The sequence below is a fragment of the Exiguobacterium sp. SH1S21 genome (assembly GCF_004337175.1).
GTDB classification, from domain to species: domain Bacteria; phylum Bacillota; class Bacilli; order Exiguobacteriales; family Exiguobacteriaceae; genus Exiguobacterium; species Exiguobacterium aurantiacum_A.
This window is the reverse complement of sequence record NZ_SJUY01000004.1, coordinates 20,985-41,635: the sequence shown is the minus strand read 5'-3', so window position 1 is coordinate 41,635 and position 20,651 is coordinate 20,985. Positions and strand designations below refer to the sequence as shown.

Sequence of the window (20,651 nt, the reverse complement as noted above, 5' to 3'; positions counted from 1 at the left end):
TGATCAGTCTCGCATCGCGAGGCGGTACAATAAGTCGAGCAATTCGATATAGAGCCAGATGAGCGTCACAATCAATCCGAACGCCGCCACCCATTCCAACTGCTTTGGTGCCCCGGCTTCGACTTGACGTGCGATATAGTCGAAGTCGAGGACGAGCGCGAGTGAGGCGATGATGACGATGACGAACTGGACGCCGATCGCGAGCGGTGACGACCCCGTCATGAACGGCAGTCCGGAACCGAAGAAACTCATACCGATTTGGACGAGATACAACAGCATGACTGTGAAAATCGCGGCCGTGACACCGGCCCGGAACTTTTGCGTCACTTTGACGAGACCGGTCGAATAGACGAACCACATCGCGAACGCGACGATAAACGTCGTCAAGACGGCGCGACCGACGATACCTGGTGCCATCGCTTCAAAGAAATACGAAATCGAACCGACGAACACGCCTTCGACGATGCCGTAAAGTGGTGCTACGACAGGCGCCGTGTTTGGTTTGAACGTGATGATGAGCGCCATGATCAAGCCGAGAATGAGCGAACCGATCATAAGTGGGAACAACAGCGCTTCCCCAATCGTCGGCACGAGTAGCCATGTCGTCCCGGCCGCGGCCGTGACGAGTAAGAGCAACGTGAACACTTTTGACCACGTGCCGGCTTTCGTCATCGGCTCCGTGCTGTAAGCAGTCGACTCCATCGATTTACGGAGAATTGGGTTAGATTTTAAGTTCAACTGGGGAAATCTCCTTTATTCTTTTTTCAGTTTTTAGCCATGACTTTGATGAATTCTCGCATATAGTCAGGCAAATCAGGCGGACGGCGGCTCGAGACGATATGGCCATCGACGACGACCGGCTCATCGTGCCAAATCGCACCCGCGTTTTCCATGTCGTCTTTAATACCTGGCGTACTCGTCACGTTGACGCCATGAAGGATATTAGCTGAAATCAATACCCAGCCAGCGTGACAGATTTGACCGATCGGCCGTTTTTGTTCGTCCATGTAGCGGACGAACCCTTTTACCGAATCGAAACGGCGTAACAAGTCAGGAGACCAGCCACCCGGGACGAGCAACGCATCATATGACGAGATGTCGACGTCGTCGAACGCGACGTCCGACTTGGCCGGAACGCCGTACTTTCCAATATAAGCGTGATCCGCTTTCTCGCCGGCGAGGATGACGTTCGCTCCCTCTTCACGTAACCGGTGGACCGGATACCATAGTTCTAAATCTTCAAAGTCGTCACTGACGATCTGCAAAATATTCATACCTTGTAACTTCATCGAATCCCTCCCTTTAATTGTCTTTCCCTAGTATACCCGAAATCGGACATCCCGAAAACGAATAATCACTGTCTCGTAGCTGTATATCGATTTTACAGTCAAGAAATCATCTACATCTTGTGGTAGATGTGATAACGTTAGAAATGAATGATTGAAAAGGGGGCACACCTACCATGAAACAATACCACGACTTATGTAACCATATTCTCGACCACGGCGTCGTCAAAGAAGACCGGACCGGTACCGGCACGACGAGCGTGTTCGGCTATCAGATGCGCTTCAACCTGCAGGACGGATTCCCACTCATCACGACAAAGAAATTACATACCCGCTCGATCATCCACGAGCTGCTTTGGTTCATCTCCGGCGACACGAACGTCCGTTACCTGCAAGACAACGGCGTCCGCATTTGGAACGAATGGGCGGATGAGGACGGCAACCTCGGCCCTGTGTACGGGTCCCAATGGCGCTCGTTCCCGAAACCAGACGGCTCGAGTGTCGATCAACTCGCCCAAGTGATCGAACAGATCAAGACGAATCCCGACTCTCGTCGACTCGTCGTGTCTGCTTGGAACCCTGGTCAACTCGATGACATGGCGCTCCCGCCGTGCCATCTGCTGTTCCAGTTTTACGTCGCCGACGGCAAACTATCATGCCAGTTGTATCAACGCAGCGCCGACACGTTCCTCGGTGTGCCGTTCAATATCGCCTCATACGCCTTGTTGACGCACATGGTCGCCCACGTGACCGGCCTTGAAGTCGGCGATTTCGTTCATACGCTCGGCGACGCGCACATCTATCATAACCATCTCGATCAAGTGAAGCTGCAGCTGACGCGTGACACGCGCCCGCTTCCGCAACTGAACATCTTGCGTGACGTATCATCGATCGAGGACTTCCGGTTCGAGGACTTCGAACTTGTCGGTTACGACCCGCACCCGCACATTAAAGGAGCTGTCAGCGTATGATCATCCATGTCGTCGCTTGCGGCTCGAATCGTGAAATCGGGAAAGATAACGCTTTGCTCTGGCGCCTGCCTGACGACTTGAAATACTTCAAAGCTGTCACCACGGGTCAGACGGTCGTCATGGGTCGAAAGACGTTTGAATCGATCGGCCGGGCGCTCCCGAACCGGCGAAACATCGTCGTCACGTCGAACCGTGAATTTTCAGCACCCGACGTCGAAGTCTGGCACGACCTCGATCGCATCCTCACCGCGCGCGACACTGAAGACTTCTTGGTCATTGGCGGGGCGACGCTTTATGAACAGACGATGCCAGTCACCGAACGCTTCTATATTACCGAAGTCGACGGGACGTTCGAAGCGGACACGTATTACCCGCTCACGCCGCAAAATCTCATCGTCACGAACGAACAGTTCCATCCGAAAGATGAGCGGCATGATTATAGTTTTACGTTCCGCCAATACGACAAAAAAGACATCGAATGAGATCGATGTCTTTTTCAATCTGGTAATTTTTCAAGCCATTGCTCAATTTTTTTCGTGATAACATCATTATGGTTTTGCTCAGTCAAATCATCATACAGTGTCCCGAGCTCGGTCGCCGTTCGCTTCGTGACGGCGAGGATATGGCTATACTTGCCGCGTTGTTCTTTCACGGCCGATAGCGTCCCTTTCGTCGCGGTCGATCCCGACTCGTCTAAGATGAACATCTCAACGTTGTCGTTACAGACGTATAAGTCGTACGGTCGATAGACGACCTCATAGCGCCGATGTTGTTTCGGTAGCTGTTCGGCGAGTGAAGCGTATTGCTGTGGACTCATTGTCACATAAGCGAGACGCTTCTCTTCACGAACCGCTGACGAGTACCGGATGATGCGGTTACGTCCGTCACGCTTCGCTTTATATAAGGCCTCGTCGGCATAGGCACACCATTCCCCTAGCGTCATCCCGGTCTGGCAGACACGCGTATAACCGATCGACACGGTGACATGGTGCTCATAAGGAAATTCCATCTGCTCAATCCGCGTCCTGACACGTTCAAGTACCGCATCGACGATGGTCCGATCGGAAACGTTAAGGATGACCAAAAACTCTTCGCCGCCGTACCGAATCAACTCATCGCTCGACCGGATGGCTAGACGGATCTCTTCGGCGATGCGATGCAACACTTCGTCGCCATACGTATGGCCAAACGTGTCATTTAACTGCTTAAAGTGATCGATGTCTAAAAGTGCGAGCGTGAAGCTCTCTCCGGAACGTTCTAAGCGGGAGACGAACCGGCTGAACGTCGCTTTTAAGTATTTACGGTTAAAAGCGCCCGTCAATTCATCGATGAGAAGCGCGTTCGAGACGAGCCGTGCCTTTTCAATATGTAAGCCGAGCCGGACAAGCCGTTCTTCCATCGGGATCCACGATTCCCAGTAATCATCAAAGCCGTATGAGTAAGCGGCCAAGCGATAATGCTCATTCGTCCCGATGACGATGAGCGGCACATAGAGTTTCTTCATTTTGCTGACGAACGACTGAATGTCTCGCTCTGGGAAGTGTGGCCACAGTTCGACATCCATGACGATCGCTTTCGGGACGTCTTCATAATCGTACTCGACCGCTTCTGCGATCGTCTGCAGAAACACCGGCCTCGCCCCTAACTTTTCAACTCTCGGTTTGTAGCGACTAAACGTAGAGAAACTACCCGATAAAATCAATACTAAGTCTTCATCTTCTTGTTCGATTCCCAAAACCGTATGAATATAACGTTTGACCGGCGCAATCAACGCAATCGCTTCTGACTGCGTCAAGACTGGCGGCAGCTCACGCACGTCAGATTCGACCCGGCTAAAAATCTCAAGCAGATGCATGAGTCGACGATTTTTGACTTCCGTTTTCATCCAATCCAATAAAAATTCGATTTCGGTTTTTTGAATCTGTCTAGCTTCCGTGATTTTCACCAAGATTCTATGTACTTGATCTGTGAGTTGATGTTGCTCCATGCCCGACCCCCCAGTTTCGCTCTCCCCGATATTCGCTTCTGTCTCTGATTATGCGACTTCACTCGCGAAAATACAACTATTTCCTCATTTAATTCCTATTGTTTGACATTAATCTAGTTCAAACGTCCTATAAATTCAAAAAAAAAAGCGGTTCAACGACCGCTCTTCCTGTTATTTTCCAACTTTTAAATTAGGTGATGTCATCTCTTCCGGACGAATCCACTGGTCGAACTGCTCTTCGGTCAATAGACCCGTCTCAAGCGCTGACTCTTTCAATGAGATGCCTTTTTTATGGGCATGCTTGGCAATCTTCGCAGCATTTTCGTAGCCGATGTGCGGATTCAACGCCGTGACGAGCATAAGGGAGCGTTCAACGTTATGGGCAATCACATCTAAATCCGGCTCGATCCCGACGGCACAGTGAACGTCGAACGAATGAAGGCTGTCTGTCAATAAACGGCATGTCTGCAAGAAATTGTACATAATGACCGGCTTAAAGACGTTCAATTCGAAGTTCCCTTGGCTCGCACCGAACCCGATCGTCGTATCGTTGCCGAGCACTTGGGCCGCGACCATCGTCAACGCCTCACTTTGCGTCGGGTTCACTTTTCCAGGCATGATTGAGCTACCCGGTTCATTTTCAGGAATCGTGATCTCACCAATTCCGGCACGGGGACCAGAGGCGAGCCAGCGCACGTCGTTGGCGATCTTCATCGCGTCCATTGCGAGCGCCTTCAACGCCCCGTGCGTGAAGACAAGTTGATCGTGACTCGTCAGTGCGTGGAACTTGTTCACGGCTGTCACGAAATGTTTACCGGTCTCAGTCGAAATTTTGGCAGCGACAACTTCACCGAAATCCGGGTGCGCGTTGATACCTGTCCCGACCGCTGTCCCTCCGAGTGCGAGTTCTGTTAACGGTTCAAGCGTCCGTTCAATCATCTGTTTTGATAGTTCAAGCATGCGGACCCAGCCGCTGATCTCTTGCCCGAGCGTGACCGGCGTCGCGTCCTGCAAGTGGGTGCGCCCGATCTTCACAACGTCCATATACGTTTCAGCTTTCTTCTCGAGCGTCGCGTGGAGCGCTTCGATGGCCGGAATGACTTTGTCCTCGACGGCGAGGATAGCGGCGATATGCATCGCAGTCGGATATGTGTCGTTTGAACTTTGTGATTTGTTGACGTCATCGTTCGGATGAATCGTCAGCGTCTGCCCGCGTGCTTTTAACTTGTCGTTCGCCAAGTGGGCGATCACTTCGTTGACGTTCATATTGGATTGTGTGCCTGATCCTGTCTGCCATACGACGAGTGGGAACTCGGCGTCATGATCACCCGCCACAATCTCATCTGCGACCTCGGCGATGATGTCCGCCTTGCCTTGCTCGAGGACTCCTAATTCAGCGTTGGCCAAGGCCGCGCCTTTTTTCAGAATCGCGAACGCATGAACGACTTCGAGCGGCATTTTCTCCGTCCCGATTTTAAAGTTCTCTAAGCTTCGTTGTGTTTGTGCTCCCCATTTTGCTGAAGCTGGGACGTTGATTTCCCCCATCGTGTCCCGTTCGATCCGATAATCCATGAAAAATTCCCCCTCTTTTTTTGACTACGCTTTCATTTTAGCGAAATTTTTGCAAAAAAGAAACGTGCGCCTATGAGAATCGAAAAAAAGTCGAGACGTGTCTCGACTTCTTCATCTGCCAAGCAGCGCTGCCTTTGCGACCGAGTCAGCCCGGTTGTCTGCCCGTGGGATCCACTTGATGAACGTGACCGGCAGTTCGTCGTAGGCGATCAACGCCTCGAGAAATAGCGGTTTGACCGATTTGTCTTTCATAAAGCGTTGCTCGAGCGCACGTACGATTGTCTCGGCGTCTGAATAAAAGAGGAACGTCGACTCCCCTTCGAGCGCTTCTGCTTGTTTGAGCGCGAAGACGAGTGCCGCGAGCTCGGCTTGAACGCTCGATAGCCCGGTCCGCTTCTCTGTGAACGTAACGACCGTCCCATCGGATGCCTTTAGCCAGACACCGAGCCCGTTCTCCCCGGTCTGCTGATTCGTGGCCGCGTCAAAATAAACGTGAACCAAAGCGGTACGCCTCCCAGTCGGTCTCGATCGGAGCGTCGATATCGATTTGTGACAGACGCTTCGACAGCAACGCGACTTCTTCGTGACCGTCCAATTTTTTCACATACTTTTGGTGTGCTTCAAGCAACTGTTCCGTTCGCAACAGTTCGTATAACTGCTCGACAGTATCGTATGACTGCACGAGGATCGTCGCCGTCTTCGGGCCGATCCCTTTAACGCCCGGAATGTTGTCCGACGCATCGCCTTGGAGCGCCTTCACATCGACGAACTGTAACGGTCTCACCCCGTACGTCGCTTCGAACAATTCCCGGTTCATCAACAGTTCCTCACCTTTTTTAGGGACGATTTGAAACACGTTCGGGGATAACAGTTGATGCAAGTCCCGGTCGGACGAATACATGTACGATTCTCCGGGAAACGCCGTCGCGACGGCCCCCATCAAATCGTCCGCCTCGTACCCGGCCAGCTCAGACTGAAAGATGCCGCGTTCCGTGAGCGCGGCCCGCAGTTTGACATAATCATGAAACAACGGCTCCGGTAGACCGGTCCGGGTCGCCTTATAGTCAGGGAACAAGGCGAATCGATGCGTCGTTTCAATCGGTCCGTCCCAAAAGAAAGCGATGTGGGTAAACTCGTTCGTCCAGCCGTCGACTTTACGGAGCAAACCTTTCAACGTCACTTCGGGGTCGAGCGCTCGGCGTCGTTCGGTCGCAAAATAATAACGTGATAATAAGTTAAATCCGTCTACTAGCATCAATCTCATCGTTCATTCACCTCACAAGCTTTCATCCCGCGTTCAAGCGCTTCCCGGTCAAGTTCTTTGCCAATCCAGACAAAAACAGACCGGGTATCGTCGCTCGGTTCATTGGCGAACGTCGCGCCCATCAACTGGTTCGTCGCCTGGACGACAAATTTTGAAGACTCGCCTTCAAGGCGGACGATCGCTTTGAGACGATAGACGTCTTGTTCATAGTGCATGAGCACTTCTCTGACGTAACGTGTGACCCGCTCACGGTTTAGCGGCACGTCAGTCGTGATCGTGATGGCCCGCAGCGTCGAGACGGACGTATGTCCGGCCGTCAGTTCGCCGAGCAGACGTTCATCGATGCGGGAGAGCTGGAACGTGTTCTCGAGTAAATCATACGCTCCGACCGTCTGCTCGGTCTCGATGACACGAACGGTCGGGTTCAATTCACGAATCCGGCCGTGGGCCCGCCCGAGCTCGGCCTCGCTGACGAGATCGACTTTGTTGAGCAAAATCACATCGGCATAGGCGATTTGATGGATACCTTCGATGAACAGTTCGCGGTCCATCTGGCTCGCATCGACGACGGTCAAAATCGCCGTCAGTTTAAAGCGCGAGCGTAAGTAATCGTCGTAATAAATCGTCTGGATGATCGGGGCCGGGTCGGCAACACCGGTCGTCTCGATGACGATGCGGTCGAACGACTCGCCTCGTGAGGCGAGTTGATAAAACGTCTTGCTCAAATCATTTTGGATCGAACAACAAATACAACCGTTCGACAGTTCGATTTGTTCTTGATCCATGTTGACGATCAATTGTTCGTCAATGTTGACCGAGCCGAGCTCGTTGACGATCAAGAGCAATCGTTCGTCCGTCGCTTCTAAAAGACGGTTCATATACGTCGTTTTTCCGGCGCCTAAAAAGCCGGTCACTAATTGCACGGGAATCATGCCTTGCACCTCACTTTATAAATTTTCGTGGACCCGTGCCCACTTCTCGTAGCGAGCGTCCAACAAGTCGATCAAATGGAGCAGCCACCCTTCGGTCGTGGCCGGCAGGACGCTAGAACCCCATTCCCGTTTTCCGTGGTGGGACAAGATCATATGCCAAATCCGGTGGTGGACGTCAAGCGGCAACGTGATGCCGGCGGCTTGTTGACTCTTCTCGAACAACAGCCCTCCGTACGGCATGTGTCCGACCAGACTCCCCATCGGATTGATGGCGATCCCTGTCGTCTCACTCGTGCCGGTAACGTAAAACAGCTGCTCGAACCGTCTCGGTGACGACAACAGATGACTGTATTCGAACAATTTGCCGATATCATGGAACAAGATACCGAGCGCGAGTTCATCCCAGCGGAGCGGTTCTTTCAGTTCTGCCATCGCCTCACACGCCGTATAGAGCGACTCAAACGTACCACGGAACGCCTGCTCTACTTTAACACCGTTCATCGTATTCCATACGTCTACTTTGTGCAACTGCTCGGCTTCTTTGATGATCCGGAACGCAGTCGCCAAACAATCGTCTTGCTCTTGAATGCGGTAGCCGAGTCGCAGCATGCAGACTGTATGTTTTAACAGTCCACCGACGTAGTTGTGGTGATGATAGAGCGCAGCCGGCGCCAATACGAAATCATCCCAATATTGGTCGAGGAGCGCCAGCGCAATCGCCTCATAGTCCGGAGACAGCGTCGACAAAATCGCGAACAGCTCTTCGGCGAATTGATCGAACGTCTCGTCGCCTGGAAGTCCAGGTAAGAGCGACACCGCCTCGTCCCGGGACATCGGTTGGACACGATCAATCGTGATCGATTTAGCGCCGTCCGGCTTCGGATAGACGTCAATCTTTCCTTCTAAGGCGATCACGCCCGATTCGTAAATCGGTAGCAGTTGGTCTTCGTTGCCCCGTAGCCAGTGTTTGGCCCGGATCAGCCCGCCAGACGTCGTCAAATTGAGTTGCAACCATTTGGCGCCAGACTTCCCTTCCCGCACCTCGATCGAACTGACGAGTGCATTCGTCTGGATCGGTGTCCCATCCGACAAATCCGTTAGCCGAAGCGTCGACTTCTCGACTTTCGGAACTTGAAACCGGGCCCGGTCGAACGTACCACCACCTGCGACCGCGTCGATCTGTTGATAATAATTCATGGTATGACCCCCTTTTTCTTCTCTTTGCCCATTGTATCGTGTTTTATCGTTCGAGGCGAACATACTTTCGTTACTGGTCAGAAACTTGCGAAGAATATATTGAAAGCGCTTACTTATATTGTTACGATATAAGTAGTTACAAAAAGGGGGAACGATGATGATTTCACTACTAGACACGTATGAACGGTTGATCGCGACAGGGGAAGCGGCACGTTATGCAGATGTCCATCCAACGATTGACGGTATCCTTGAAGGGGCGGTCTGTCCCGTATCAGACAATGAGCTTGAACAGGCAGTCGCCGGTCACGCCGGAAATCCATATACGCATGACGACCTCATCGACTCGGTCGTCGCGCATGAGATGAAAGGGGCGATGGCCGCTTTAATCGTTTCAGGATATCCGGTACAAACACCGCTCGCGAAAGCGGTCGTCTTATCTGCCTTCGCCCGGACGAACCGGATGAATATCGATAAGCTGAAAGAGCTCGGCCACGCCGACCTGCTCGTCCGCATCCAGTCGGCCGACCGCTCGTGGAAACGGACGTATACGCACTTGTATCGGTCGAGTCCCGCCCAAATGTGCGAGCAACTCGACTCGTTGCTCGGTGGCTGCGCCATCCATCGCGTCCTCGAGGCGCTCCGTGATGACCGCAACATAAAAACGGCATAAGAAAAGAGCGGTCCCCGGGCCGCTCTTTCCTTATGCTTCAATTAACCTTCCGTCATCTCGACCGCTTCCGGTTCGAACAACGTGACGTTCCGTGCTGGCGAGAACGTCGAAATCGCATGTTTATAAATCAACTGTTGGCGCCCTTCCGACTCGACGATCACTGTGAAGTTGTCAAATGATTTGATGACTCCGCGAATTTGGAAGCCACTGACTAAAAACACGGTCGTCGGAACCATCTCTTTGCGCAATTGGTTCAGAAAATGATCTTGGATGTTATAGCTTGCCTTCATGTTGCATTCCCCCTAGTCTATGTCTCGTTCAAATAATCGGAATTTTCGAAAAAACTCCTCAACCTCATCATAGATATTTTTATACGATAGTTCAAATGATTTCTTTCCCATATCTACCCAAATCCCATCAAATTGATGACGGAACCATGTTAATTGCCGTTTTGCAAACTGGCGTGTATGTTGTTTCAACGTCTCGGTCATCCGCTCTCGCGTCATATTCCCGTCTAAGTACGGCACGACTTCTTTATAGCCGATGGCCCGTAGCGCCTGTGTTTCGCGGTACCCGGCACTCAATAAGCGCTCGACTTCTTCGATGAGACCCGCTTCGATCATCAAATCGACGCGATGATTGATCCGCTCATATAAGACGTCGCGATCGGCGTGCAGGACGAACAACTTATAATCATAGTGCTCAGATGGGGCACTATCCATTGCCTGCTCGTCACCTGAGAGCGCGACTTCGAGGGCACGGATGACACGGCGGACATTATTTGGATGAATGATGTCGGCGCGCCTCGGGTCGAGGCCACGCAAGCGGTCGTGCAACGCCTCGGCGCCATGCGCTTCCGCTTCGGCTTCTAGCGCTGCACGCAGTTCCGTATCGACCGGTCGCTCCGTGAACTCGTAATCGTATAAAATCGCCCGAATATACAGGCCCGTCCCACCGACTACAATCGGCACCTTCCCGCGCGAGTAGATATCGTCGATCGCCGCGCGGGCGAGACGTTGAAATTTGGCGACGCTCATCGCCTCATCCGGGTCACAAATGTCGATCAAGTGATGCGGTACGCCTCCCGCCTCTTCGACCGTCACTTTGGCGGAACCGATATCCATTCCGCGGTACACTTGGACCGAGTCGCCTGATACGATTTCTCCGTCGAACGCCTTGGCGAGCTCGATGCCCGTCTTCGTCTTCCCGACTGCCGTCGGCCCGACAATCACGATGACTGGTGTCTTTTTCATTTCTGTCACTCCTCAAACGAAAGACCGTTCCTAAAAAGGAAACGGCCCGTCAAATTCTTCTTTTAATTGTATCATCAAACACGACCGCAAACAGCATCCAACCGCAGATTAATAAACCGAGCAGTAAAATCAAGCCATCACTCATCTGTGACCGCCTCCTTTACCTACTCCTTTCCCACTTTTCACACTTTAGACACAATTTAACACGCAAACTAAAAACGCTCAGGATGAGCGTTTTTAGTTTGCCGTCTCGACTTGGCGTTTGAACCGCGACATCGCGAAGGCGAAGTAGAGGACAGCCGTACCGCTCGCCGCCCACCAAATGACGTCATAGAGTGGCGTCATCAAATTGGCCAAGCCGAGCAATGCGGGTACGATCAACGTCAACCAAGCGAGGACGAAGGCGACGCGTGCTGTCACGCCGTCGATCGCTCGTTCCAACGCCATCCCATAGAAGAATAATCCCCAAAGGAACGACCAGAACAACCACGTCACCGCGCCCATGCTGTCACCATTCGCGAACCCGACGACAGCGTAAAATAGTGCCGAAATCGCGACGAACAGTGAGAACCAGCCGACACCGCGTCCGTCCAAGTTAAAGATGAACGTCACACCGACGTACAAATACGTGAATGCGAACAAGTAAATACCTGCGTATCCAAACAGTTCTGACGGGCTCGCCCCGATGACGAGCCATGTCGCGATGAACGCCTGGAACATGCCGGTGAACAGGCTGAACACCCCGGCACTTTTCATATCGACTTTCCCAAACAGGACGAGGCTGTTAATGAACAGTGCCACGCCGCCGAACAACAAACTAATATTCCCCACAATGATTGCTCCTTTGTATAGATGTCTGACGTCTGATTCGATACGTCCACTGTACATTGGATTCGCTTTCAACGCAATAGGGAAATCAATCGTTTCAGCACACGACGCTCAATCATTCACTTTCTAACTCTTTAATCGCCTCGTCAATCTTTTCCTGCTCATCTTCTGTGAACGTCGGGAACTGCGGTTTGATGTTCTCGAGCACGTCGATCATAACGCTCGAGACGATGTAACGCGCGTACCAGTCATCGTCGGCCGGAAGAATATACCATGGTGCCTGACTTGTCGACGTATTCGACAACATGTCTTCGAAGATGGACTGGTAATTGTCCCAATGTCTCCGCTCCTCGACGTCACTGAATGAAAACTCCCAATTCTTCTTCGGGTCTTTCAGCCGTTCGAGCAGACGATCGCGTTGCACTTCTTTTGAGACGTTAAAGAAAAATTTGATGACCTCAAAGCCGTTCTCCTTAAGATACTGCTCATAATCGTTAATCTGACGGTAGCGCACGGCCCATACGTTCGCTTCATCTGGGATCACCTCGTCGCCTAGTAGATCGTGGACGCGGGGGGCGATGACTTCTTCGTAATACGATCGGTTCAAAATACCGACTTGACCCCGCTCCGGCATCAAATCGTGCATCCGCCATAAGTAGTCATGTTTCTTTTCGGTGTCCGACGGCTTTTGGAAGGCGTTCGTCTTCAACCCTTGGGCATTCAAGTTTGAGAAGATATAGCTGATCGCTTCATCTTTCCCTCCGGCATCTAGCGCCTGCAAGACGACGACGACACCCTTTTTAGCCTCGGCATATAGCTTCCAATGTAACTCTTTTAACCTGTCGACACTCTTTGGAATCAATTTTTCAGTCAACGTCTCATCAGACGGCCGGTCTTGCATGCTCGTTTGGAAGTCGCTCAAGCGAATTCCATTTTTATGGTCGATGCGAAATTGGTGAATATCCATAAATCCTCCTCTGAATCAGTTCAGTTTAAACTACAACCCTATTTACCCTCTTTTGCGAGTCTATCACCTACTAAACTAAAAACATCTCTTCCGCGCGGGAAGAGATGTCTGTCTACTTAATTGATTCCGATTAATAGATGCCGACCGCGTCAAACGATTTCGCGGCAGCGACGGCTTGTGTGCTCGTCGAACCGTAAAGGTCTTTAGCCGATTGGACGACCGCTTGGCGAAGACTCGAGAAGTTCGAAGTCGGTGTCAAGTAGACCGTGAGGGCGCGGTAGTAGATGTCCCCCATCTCCATGACGCCGACACCTTGGACCGAGACACCGTAATGCGATCCGCCGTTCCCTAACAAGTAGGCCGCTTTGTTGACGATTCCTGAGTTGATATGGACACCGCCATTGTCTTGCGTTCCTGTATAACGCACCGAATAGTGATCCGGGTCACCGTAAGCGGCCGGGTTCGACATCGAACGTAGAGCGTCCCCCGCAACGCCTGGCGTGTAGATATCCTCCCCGACCAACCAGTCAAAGTTCGATCCGACACTGTATTCGGCGACCGTACCAAAGATATCAGACACCGCTTCGTTGATCGCACCCGATTCGTTCTGGTAGATCAAGCCGGCCGTGTACTCGGTGACGGCGTGTGACAACTCATGGGCGACGACATCGAGCGCACCCGAGAGGTACGTGAACGTCTGTCCATCCCCGTCCCCGTAAACCATCTTGCTGCCGTCCCAGAACGCGTTGTTGTAACTGCGGCTGTAATGGACCGTCGAGTTGAGGGCCGCCCCGTTGTTGTCGTAACTATTGCGGCCGTAAGTGTTTTTGAAGAAATCGTACGTTTTCGTCGCATTCACGTGCGCACTGACCGCGGCCCGGTCATATGTCGTGTTCAACACGTTATCGACATCGGCCCAAAGTGATCCGGGAAGACGTGTCCGGTTTCCGGCATCGTACGTGTAGATGCCTTTACCGCGCGTCGAGTCTTGTAAATAGTAGTATGACCCGCTCTTCGTCGTCTTGAACGTCTGACTTTGCCCGAGCACGTCGATCCCCGTCCCGGTAAACGTCGTTCCGGTAATGCCGTTCGTCGGTTTGGCGTGGGCCAACTGGTTGTATTTGTTCAACACCTCGCCGCTCGTCGCATCGATGAAGTACGTCCAACGTGATGGTTCCTCAGCATCAAGTATCGTCCCGGTCACCTCATAGGCATAAGCCGCTTCACCTTTGTTCGGGTAGATGACGAGTTCCGCTGCCGGCTCGAGCTCGTAGGCGCCTGTATGACCGACAAGTTCTTTATAGCGGGCGATCGCTTTTCGTTCGTTCAGTTTGATCGATTTATGTAGTCCTTTCAGTTGTTTCGTGTCATCGACGACCGTCTTCAATTGCCCGGCCTCGTCGACCACTCCGACGACGATACCGCCGAATACAGGAACACCGTCCACCGTTTGTTGCAGTTTGACGACTTGTCCGACTTTGTCGCGCTTCGATTCGATCGTCTTGAATTCTCCTTTCGCTTTGGCGAACTCTTTGACGATCGTCGCCGGCGCCTCAGTCGATGGTTTTGTCAACTTGCCTGTCTTCAGTTCTGCCGCCCCGGCGAATTGTGGAACGAGTAAGACGCCTGCAATCAGTGATGTCGATAAAACTTTTTTCATATGTGTTTCCCTCCTTATGTGGTGTCTCTTACTTTACATAGTTTCCCACAGTTAAGGAATCCAACTTTTTAATTATTTTGACAATTCTAACTATTGAGACATTTAACCTATTCAGTCTTCCTGTTTAGTGCTTTCAACCGTATAAAAAAAGCGCCACCGGGATGGTGACACTTTCTCATTTAATAGACATCTTTTTGAGTGAAGTGATAGAACGCGTACGCTAAAGCCGCAAGCGACCAAGCAAAAATGACGATGAGCGAGAACGGTAGCGTCATCCCATCGATCGGCGGAGCTTGTCCCTCGAGATAGGTATGAAGACCGAAGTTGACGTTCACCAAGTATTTCGAGCTGTCCCAGTTCGACCCGAGCGACGTGAGAAGCGGTCCCGAAATGAGGATGGCCATCATGATCCCGATCCCGGTCGCCGTATTTTTGACGAGGACCGAAATCATGAGTGCGATCGTACCGACGGCCGCCACGACGAACCACGATAGACCGACCGACATGAGCAAGTATTGCCACATCGGCAGCGTATGGACGAAGTCGGTCGAGAACGTCCCGGTCGCTGAGGCCTGGAATCCGGTCAAGATTGGTGCGGTCCAACCGTCCCATCCGAGCACGAGCCCGGAAATGGCATAACTGACGAACGCCGTGATGAAGATGAGGATCGATGTGTACAACAGCGTCGTCATCCATTTCGCCAACAAAATCTTGAAGCGCCGGACCGGACGTGACAACAGCGTCTTGATCGTCCCGTCGTTATGCTCGCCGCTGACGATGTCTGCCATCAGAACGATGATGAACAGCGGCAGGACGAGCGTCGTCCCTTGGGAGAAGAAGACACGCATGAACGTCGGCGCCCCAGGGTAACTCGGGTTGATGTCGTTATCTAAGTAGTATTGATTTTGTTGCACTTGGAACTCGAGGATTTGCCGGAACTCGTCTTGGACGTTCGCCGAGGCGAGCCGGTTTTGCGTATCGACGATTTCTTGCTGCAGGTCGACACGCCAGTCGATCGTCCCTTGCTCTTCACGCTGTTTCTCGATTTGACGATAGTTGGCGTACGTGAACATCGAGACGAGTACGACGAGGATGACCGAGACGACCAATAGCCGTCGTTTATTATGGATCTTCAACACTTCGTTACGAATCAGGCCGAGTAAAGATGGATTAGACAATATGGTCACCCCCGGTCAATGTGATAAACAGTTCTTCGAGCGTCTGAACACGTCGTTCGAGACCAAAGACCTCAACATCTCGATCAAGCAAATAACGATTTAATCGGGCCGTGTCTTCTAAGTTCATCGAGACACGGATCGTCCGTTCGTCGACGACGTCCGCCTGCTCGATCGATTCAAAACCACGAACAATCGGCAACACCTCAAAACTGTCCGCCACGTGAACGTCGACCGTCGACGCCAATTCATTGATCAGCTCTTGAACGGTACCGACTTTCACAATCTTGCCGCGCGACATGATGGCGACACGGTCAGCGAGCAACTCGATTTCCGCCAAGATGTGGCTTGAAACAAGCACACTGAGTCCGGTTTCTTCGACGAGGCGACGGATAAACAATCGCAAATCACGAATCCCCATCGGATCGAGCCCGTTCGTCGGTTCATCTAAAATCAAGACACGCGGGTTGTTGAGCATCGCTTGCGCAATCCCAAGCCGCTGGCGCATCCCGAGCGAGTACGTCTTCACTTTGTCATCAATCCGGGCCGTCAAATCGACGAGGTCGATCACTTCTTGAATCCGGGCCTCCGTGACACCCGGTAACATGCGCGCGAACACGTTCAAGTTCTCGCGGCCGCTCAAAAACTTATACAGCTCGGGATTCTCGACAATCGCCCCGATCTGGTTCATCGCTTGGACGAACTGGCGCTCGACGCCAAAACCGCAAATCGAGACGGACCCTTTCGTCGGTTTGATCAAGCCGACGATCATCCGGATCGTCGTCGTCTTACCAGCACCGTTCGGTCCTAAAAATCCGAACACTTCCCCAGGAAACACATCGAACGAGATATCGTCGATAATGGTTTTTTTCCCGATTACTTTTGTCAAATGGTCTATTTTCAATGTTGGTTGCATCGTCTCACCTCAACTCTATTCTAGCGGACTCGTCCGCTTCTGTCCTATTCGAACATTCACATAGGGCAGGTTCGAATATATTTGATATGATGGTCTCATAGAAAGCGAGGTCATCACATGAAAAATGGGAAATGGTATGCGTTTTTAATCGGCTCTGTCTTGTTGACGGCAACGGCCTTGTTTGGTCTTTGGATCGGGTATCAAGACATCGTCAACCCGCCAGAGCGTACGCTCTCAATCAGCGAAGATACGAGACCTGAACCAGACGGCGAAATTTTCGTCGCTCTCGGTGACTCAATCACACGCGGCGTCGGTTCGACGTCAGGCGCCGGTTACGTTCAACCGGTCAGCGCAGCTCTCGAAGAACAAGATATCCGCACACAAAACTTGGCCATATCGGGGGCACGCACCGAGGATCTGCTCGCTCAACTCGCACAGCCGGAAGTGCAACGGACAATCGAAAACGCCCGTTACATCACGCTGACGATTGGCGGCAACGACTTATTCAACCGCGGCGAGAACGTCGACAACTTCGAATCCGTCGATATCGAACAAGTCGTCACCGACGCTAAAGCGAACTTAAATGACATCTTTGCACAAATCCGTGGTCTGAACGACTCGGCTCAAATCGTCTACATCGCGCTTTATAATCCGTTCCCTGAGAATGAGAATGGACAGGCGTTCAACCAGCTGATTCTCGACTGGAACGCTGCGGCGGCTAATCTTGGAAATACGTATCGTATCGACGTGATCGATCCGTTCGCGTACGTGAGCGACGTCACCCGAGACCTCGCAAGCGACCAGTTCCACCCGAGCGATCGGACGTATGGAAAGTTAGCCGAAGACATTTTATTCATCCTCGACTGAACACGTTTGGCCTGATCACATCGATCAGGCCATTTTCATCGTTCATATTGAACGAGCCACGTCTCATCGACTCGTTTCATCGCCGTTCCGTACCAACCTGTCTTCAATAATTCGACTTGCCCGTCCGTATCACTCATTTCAAGCCACGTCGTCTCACCTAACGGTCGCCAACCCGTATGCAATTCTTTCATAAAGATATAACGAAGTTTACCGCCATACTTTTGTTTTAGGGCACCAATCCGTAAGCCGAGGACGAACTTGTCCTTCAAGCTCGGGATGTTGAACGGAGCGACGGTCGCACAGACGAGGTCAAACCGTTCATCTTGGCTCAATTCTTCCATCAACAACTTCCCTAAATGTTGCTGCAAACGGTAGCCCCGATAAGACGGATCGACGTTCGTCACCTCTTGGTAGATGATGCGATCGAGTTCATCCTCACGCCGCCCGATGTCACGACCTAAGTGTTCGTCATCGAGCGGCGGGATGAGCAACGCCCGAAACGCAATCAACGCATCTTTGTGGAACGCGCCGATGATCGTCTGATCCGACAACAGCTTCATGAATTCGTCTGTCGTGAGCGCTTGGTAATGGCTACCTTCGGCAAGATCAGCAATCACGGTTTGTTGCACCGCTTCGATGGCCGTCAAGTCCATATCGGTAAGATGCCGAACGTCGAGTTCAAGTCCATTGCATTCACCGTGCCACATGATCGGCGCCTCCGACTTCGTAGTAATCGGTCGTCAGGCGACGGAGCACGTCCTCATCGACGTCGACACCGAGACCAGGCCGGTCGTTCAAGCGGATGAACGGTAAATCGTACGTCAAATTACCGACGTCCGTTGCGAACCGGAGCGGGCCGGTCAGTTCGACCGATTGAACGATTTTACTCGAGAACGCGACGTGGAAGCCCGCGCTCGAAGCGATCGACGATTCTACCATCGAGCCGATTTGACACTCGATACCGGACATCTCGGCCATATGGACGAGTTTTTTCGCCGGATAGATGCCGCCGCACTTCATCAATTTCACGTTCACTTTATGCGCCGCTTGCATCATCGTCAAGCGGCGCATGTCGGCGACACCGCGTACCCCTTCATCAATCATAAGCGGGACCGATATTTTGCCTTTGACTTCGAGCATTCCTTCAAAATCGTCGGCTTTGACCGGTTGCTCGACCCAATCGATATCGAACGGTTCGAGCTTACGCATCGCCTGCAGCGTCTTCGCCGCGTTTACCCAGCCTTGGTTGACATCAACACGGATTGGGACGTCAGGACCGACCGCTTGCCTTACTGCCGCGACACGACGGACGTCCGAGGCGACATCCACGCCGACTTTCATTTTGACGGCCGTGTAACCTTCCGCGACCTGTTCCGACGCTTCCGCCGCCATCGCTTCAGGCTCACCGATACTTAAGACGTGTGTGACCGGGAAGGCGTCGTGATAGCGTCCGCCGAGCAACTCGTAGACGGGTTGTCCGAGCTTCTTCCCGATCAAGTCATGACAAGCGATGTCGAGCGCTGCCTTGGCCGCTGGAACGTCGCGGATGGCCCGGTCCATCTCGTCGTGAATCCGTTCTAGATGCATCGGGTTCCGTCCGATCAACAGTGGACCGAGCAAGCGGCGAATGACACTGATCGTACTCTCAAGCGACTCGCCCGTCACGTGTTCGTCGGCAACCGCCTCACCGTACCCGACGAGACCGCATTCGGTCGTCATCTTGACGATTACCGACGGCATGACGTCATAGCGATGGTAGCTGACGATGAACGGGACTTTGAGCGGTAGTTCAATCGCAAACAGTTCTATTTTTTCTAGTTTCATGATAAGAGCTCCTTTACATTTAAAAGTTCATTGTATATATTGTCGTTAAATAGTCGCTAAATTGCAAGGAGGAGTTTTCGCATGTCGCTTCATTTAGCAATCGTCGGTTCAGCCGACTTCGTCGCTACCATCACGGCGCTCGCCCCCGATTATGAAGATGTTCGCTTCGCCTACTATACGTATCAACATCCGCACGAGGCGGCCACGATCGCCAAACAGCTCGGTTCGTTCGACGGCGTCTTTTTCTCGGGATCGTTCCCTTATTCGTACGCGCTACCTTATCTCAGTACGAATATGGCGCACCACGTCGTCCAAGACGAGACCGTACTGTTGACGACGCTCTTGTCGGCGGCGCTCACTCGTGCCGTCTCTCTCGAACACGTGTCGATCGATGTAATTGAGCCGAAACGATTGGCGGCGATTTTATCGTCTCTCCCCGAAGTGACGACCCCACCTCATTTAATGAAGATTCATCCTGGCGTCGACTTTCAAGACGTATTCGCGTTTCACGCGAGCTTACAACCCGCTCAAACGAACTTGGCCTTGACGAGCATCGAGCGTGTCCACCGCCAATTGCAGGAGCAAGGCTACGAGAGTCAGCTCATGATCGAGCCTCCGAGTACGATCCGGTACCACCTCGAGCAACTGATTCAACGTGTTCGTCAACTATTGGCGGACAACGCTCAATTTTCAATCATTTTATACGATACCGATTCCGAGGTGATCCGCGACCATTTGGCTACGGTTCACTATATCGGCGGACATCTCGAAACGACAGATGGTCCCTCGACCGCTCTATTGACGACGAAAGGCGAGACGATCAACGCCCTCGAAGAAAACACACTCGCCCCCGCGTCTTTTGACTATTCAATCGGGATCGGCTACGGCACCCAATACCAACAAGCTTACGAACATGCACAAATCGCTTTGTCTGCTGCCACCGACGAACGAGTCCGCATCGTTGACGACTCGAAGCGATTGTCTTTCCCAAAACGCGACGACGTGACTTCTTACCGTGTGACCGAGGAAGTTGCGTTTGATATCGTCAAACAAGTCGGCATCAGCCCGGCCAACGCCGGCAAGATCATCCGGTTCTCGAAACGCAAACTCGAGTTCACCGCCAAAGAGCTGACCGACTACTTGAACGTCTCGCGCCGGACGACCGAACGGCTCATCAAAAAACTACACGACGCACAGCTGGTCCGTGTCATCGGTGAAGAAATGAGCTACGCCCAAGGCCGCCCCCGCGCCGTCTATAAATTCAATTTCCCGGCCTAGAGGG

Annotated in this window: 22 protein-coding genes; 5 read left to right on the top strand and 17 right to left on the bottom strand. The window is 52.3% G+C overall.

Going from position 1 to position 20,651, the window contains the following annotated elements:
* Positions 1–3: 3 nt before the first annotated feature.
* On the bottom strand, positions 4–738 hold the full coding sequence (locus EVJ24_RS07060; protein ID WP_131440536.1) for a Bax inhibitor-1/YccA family protein: 735 nt from the start codon (positions 736–738) through the stop codon (positions 4–6).
* Between the two features lie 26 nt (positions 739–764).
* Entirely contained in the window at positions 765–1,289 is a 525-nt protein-coding gene (locus EVJ24_RS07055; protein ID WP_131440534.1) for a type 1 glutamine amidotransferase domain-containing protein, read from the bottom strand.
* 173 nt (positions 1,290–1,462) lie between these two features.
* On the opposite strand from EVJ24_RS07055, the gene EVJ24_RS07050 reads away from it, so the two are divergent.
* Complete coding sequence (locus EVJ24_RS07050) at positions 1,463–2,257, top strand: thymidylate synthase (RefSeq protein WP_131440532.1); 795 nt, start codon at positions 1,463–1,465, stop codon at positions 2,255–2,257.
* Complete coding sequence (locus EVJ24_RS07045) at positions 2,254–2,739, top strand: dihydrofolate reductase (RefSeq protein ID WP_131440530.1); 486 nt, start codon at positions 2,254–2,256, stop codon at positions 2,737–2,739. The genes EVJ24_RS07050 and EVJ24_RS07045 overlap by 4 nt, the downstream gene beginning before the upstream one ends.
* Before the next feature lie 14 nt (positions 2,740–2,753).
* Here EVJ24_RS07045 and EVJ24_RS07040 read toward each other — a convergent pair whose 3' ends face one another.
* From EVJ24_RS07040 to EVJ24_RS07015, 6 genes are all read right to left on the bottom strand, one after another.
* A complete protein-coding gene (locus EVJ24_RS07040) occupies positions 2,754–4,244 on the bottom strand; it encodes a GGDEF domain-containing protein (RefSeq protein WP_131440528.1) in 1,491 nt (496 codons plus the stop codon).
* A gap of 171 nt (positions 4,245–4,415) precedes the next feature.
* Positions 4,416–5,816, bottom strand: coding sequence for a class II fumarate hydratase (gene fumC / locus EVJ24_RS07035; protein WP_131440527.1), 1,401 nt, complete (start codon positions 5,814–5,816; stop codon positions 4,416–4,418).
* Between the two features lie 111 nt (positions 5,817–5,927).
* Positions 5,928–6,317, bottom strand: coding sequence for a reverse transcriptase-like protein (locus tag EVJ24_RS07030; protein WP_131440526.1), 390 nt, complete (start codon positions 6,315–6,317; stop codon positions 5,928–5,930).
* On the bottom strand, positions 6,298–7,080 hold the full coding sequence (locus tag EVJ24_RS07025; protein ID WP_131440524.1) for a 5'-3' exonuclease: 783 nt from the start codon (positions 7,078–7,080) through the stop codon (positions 6,298–6,300). Before EVJ24_RS07025 ends, EVJ24_RS07030 begins: the two co-directional genes overlap by 20 nt.
* The gene (locus EVJ24_RS07020) at positions 7,077–8,012 is read right to left on the bottom strand and encodes a CobW family GTP-binding protein (RefSeq protein WP_131440522.1); all 936 of its coding nucleotides are present in this window, start codon (positions 8,010–8,012) and stop codon (positions 7,077–7,079) included. Before EVJ24_RS07020 ends, EVJ24_RS07025 begins: the two co-directional genes overlap by 4 nt.
* A gap of 15 nt (positions 8,013–8,027) precedes the next feature.
* Positions 8,028–9,209, bottom strand: a complete 1,182-nt coding sequence (locus EVJ24_RS07015; protein ID WP_236637586.1) for a DNA-binding protein — start codon at positions 9,207–9,209, stop codon at positions 8,028–8,030.
* 157 nt (positions 9,210–9,366) lie between these two features.
* Between EVJ24_RS07015 and EVJ24_RS07010 the strand changes: the two genes are divergently transcribed.
* Positions 9,367–9,879 (top strand): hypothetical protein, encoded by a 513-nt coding sequence (locus tag EVJ24_RS07010; RefSeq protein ID WP_236637584.1) that lies wholly within the window; start codon positions 9,367–9,369, stop codon positions 9,877–9,879.
* Between the two features lie 41 nt (positions 9,880–9,920).
* Here EVJ24_RS07010 and hfq read toward each other — a convergent pair whose 3' ends face one another.
* The 7 genes from hfq to EVJ24_RS06975 all read right to left on the bottom strand — a co-directional run bounded on the left by hfq (position 9,921) and on the right by EVJ24_RS06975 (position 16,678).
* Positions 9,921–10,169, bottom strand: a complete 249-nt coding sequence (gene hfq / locus EVJ24_RS07005; RefSeq protein WP_016509830.1) for an RNA chaperone Hfq — start codon at positions 10,167–10,169, stop codon at positions 9,921–9,923.
* A 12-nt stretch (positions 10,170–10,181) separates the two neighbouring features.
* The gene (gene miaA / locus EVJ24_RS07000) at positions 10,182–11,132 is read right to left on the bottom strand and encodes a tRNA (adenosine(37)-N6)-dimethylallyltransferase MiaA (protein WP_131440516.1); all 951 of its coding nucleotides are present in this window, start codon (positions 11,130–11,132) and stop codon (positions 10,182–10,184) included.
* 237 nt (positions 11,133–11,369) lie between these two features.
* Positions 11,370–11,963 carry an AmiS/UreI family transporter gene (locus EVJ24_RS06995; protein WP_131440514.1) on the bottom strand — a complete coding sequence of 198 codons (594 nt, stop codon included), beginning with the start codon at positions 11,961–11,963 and terminating at the stop codon, positions 11,370–11,372.
* Between the two features lie 112 nt (positions 11,964–12,075).
* Entirely contained in the window at positions 12,076–12,927 is an 852-nt protein-coding gene (locus tag EVJ24_RS06990) for a PPK2 family polyphosphate kinase (protein ID WP_131440511.1), read from the bottom strand.
* A 130-nt stretch (positions 12,928–13,057) separates the two neighbouring features.
* Positions 13,058–14,587 (bottom strand): M4 family metallopeptidase, encoded by a 1,530-nt coding sequence (locus EVJ24_RS06985; protein ID WP_131440509.1) that lies wholly within the window; start codon positions 14,585–14,587, stop codon positions 13,058–13,060.
* Between the two features lie 179 nt (positions 14,588–14,766).
* A complete protein-coding gene (locus EVJ24_RS06980) occupies positions 14,767–15,765 on the bottom strand; it encodes an ABC transporter permease (protein WP_131440507.1) in 999 nt (332 codons plus the stop codon).
* Positions 15,758–16,678, bottom strand: coding sequence for an ABC transporter ATP-binding protein (locus EVJ24_RS06975; RefSeq protein ID WP_131440505.1), 921 nt, complete (start codon positions 16,676–16,678; stop codon positions 15,758–15,760). The genes EVJ24_RS06980 and EVJ24_RS06975 overlap by 8 nt, the downstream gene beginning before the upstream one ends.
* A gap of 117 nt (positions 16,679–16,795) precedes the next feature.
* Here EVJ24_RS06975 and EVJ24_RS06970 point away from each other — a divergent pair, with 117 nt between their 5' ends.
* Positions 16,796–17,545, top strand: a complete 750-nt coding sequence (locus tag EVJ24_RS06970; protein ID WP_131440503.1) for a GDSL-type esterase/lipase family protein — start codon at positions 16,796–16,798, stop codon at positions 17,543–17,545.
* A gap of 35 nt (positions 17,546–17,580) precedes the next feature.
* On the opposite strand, the gene EVJ24_RS06965 is transcribed toward EVJ24_RS06970, so the two are convergent.
* Entirely contained in the window at positions 17,581–18,252 is a 672-nt protein-coding gene (locus tag EVJ24_RS06965) for a hypothetical protein (protein WP_131440501.1), read from the bottom strand.
* Entirely contained in the window at positions 18,239–19,369 is a 1,131-nt protein-coding gene (locus EVJ24_RS06960; RefSeq protein WP_131440499.1) for a mandelate racemase/muconate lactonizing enzyme family protein, read from the bottom strand. The genes EVJ24_RS06965 and EVJ24_RS06960 overlap by 14 nt, the downstream gene beginning before the upstream one ends.
* An 81-nt stretch (positions 19,370–19,450) precedes the next feature.
* Between EVJ24_RS06960 and EVJ24_RS06955 the strand changes: the two genes are divergently transcribed.
* The gene (locus EVJ24_RS06955; RefSeq protein WP_131440497.1) at positions 19,451–20,647 is read left to right on the top strand and encodes an HTH domain-containing protein; all 1,197 of its coding nucleotides are present in this window, start codon (positions 19,451–19,453) and stop codon (positions 20,645–20,647) included.
* The last annotated feature ends 4 nt before the right edge of the window (positions 20,648–20,651 follow it).

What these genes read in the sequence shown, in the direction of transcription:
- miaA (WP_131440516.1), bottom strand. Translation starts at nt 11,132, where the DNA reads ATGAAAAAGACACCAGTCATCGTGATTGTCGGGCCGACGGCAGTCGGG.
- EVJ24_RS07015 (WP_236637586.1), bottom strand. Translation starts at nt 9,209, where the DNA reads ATGAATTATTATCAACAGATCGACGCGGTCGCAGGTGGTGGTACGTTC.
- EVJ24_RS07010 (WP_236637584.1), top strand. Translation starts at nt 9,367, where the DNA reads ATGATTTCACTACTAGACACGTATGAACGGTTGATCGCGACAGGGGAA.
- EVJ24_RS07055 (WP_131440534.1), bottom strand. Translation starts at nt 1,289, where the DNA reads ATGAAGTTACAAGGTATGAATATTTTGCAGATCGTCAGTGACGACTTT.
- EVJ24_RS06985 (WP_131440509.1), bottom strand. Translation starts at nt 14,587, where the DNA reads ATGAAAAAAGTTTTATCGACATCACTGATTGCAGGCGTCTTACTCGTT.
- EVJ24_RS07040 (WP_131440528.1), bottom strand. Translation starts at nt 4,244, where the DNA reads ATGGAGCAACATCAACTCACAGATCAAGTACATAGAATCTTGGTGAAA.
- EVJ24_RS06970 (WP_131440503.1), top strand. Translation starts at nt 16,796, where the DNA reads ATGAAAAATGGGAAATGGTATGCGTTTTTAATCGGCTCTGTCTTGTTG.
- EVJ24_RS06955 (WP_131440497.1), top strand. Translation starts at nt 19,451, where the DNA reads ATGTCGCTTCATTTAGCAATCGTCGGTTCAGCCGACTTCGTCGCTACC.
- EVJ24_RS07045 (WP_131440530.1), top strand. Translation starts at nt 2,254, where the DNA reads ATGATCATCCATGTCGTCGCTTGCGGCTCGAATCGTGAAATCGGGAAA.
- EVJ24_RS06975 (WP_131440505.1), bottom strand. Translation starts at nt 16,678, where the DNA reads ATGCAACCAACATTGAAAATAGACCATTTGACAAAAGTAATCGGGAAA.
- fumC (WP_131440527.1), bottom strand. Translation starts at nt 5,816, where the DNA reads ATGGATTATCGGATCGAACGGGACACGATGGGGGAAATCAACGTCCCA.
- EVJ24_RS07020 (WP_131440522.1), bottom strand. Translation starts at nt 8,012, where the DNA reads ATGATTCCCGTGCAATTAGTGACCGGCTTTTTAGGCGCCGGAAAAACG.
- EVJ24_RS06965 (WP_131440501.1), bottom strand. Translation starts at nt 18,252, where the DNA reads ATGTGGCACGGTGAATGCAATGGACTTGAACTCGACGTTCGGCATCTT.
- hfq (WP_016509830.1), bottom strand. Translation starts at nt 10,169, where the DNA reads ATGAAGGCAAGCTATAACATCCAAGATCATTTTCTGAACCAATTGCGC.
- EVJ24_RS06990 (WP_131440511.1), bottom strand. Translation starts at nt 12,927, where the DNA reads ATGGATATTCACCAATTTCGCATCGACCATAAAAATGGAATTCGCTTG.
- EVJ24_RS07050 (WP_131440532.1), top strand. Translation starts at nt 1,463, where the DNA reads ATGAAACAATACCACGACTTATGTAACCATATTCTCGACCACGGCGTC.
- EVJ24_RS06960 (WP_131440499.1), bottom strand. Translation starts at nt 19,369, where the DNA reads ATGAAACTAGAAAAAATAGAACTGTTTGCGATTGAACTACCGCTCAAA.
- EVJ24_RS07025 (WP_131440524.1), bottom strand. Translation starts at nt 7,080, where the DNA reads ATGAGATTGATGCTAGTAGACGGATTTAACTTATTATCACGTTATTAT.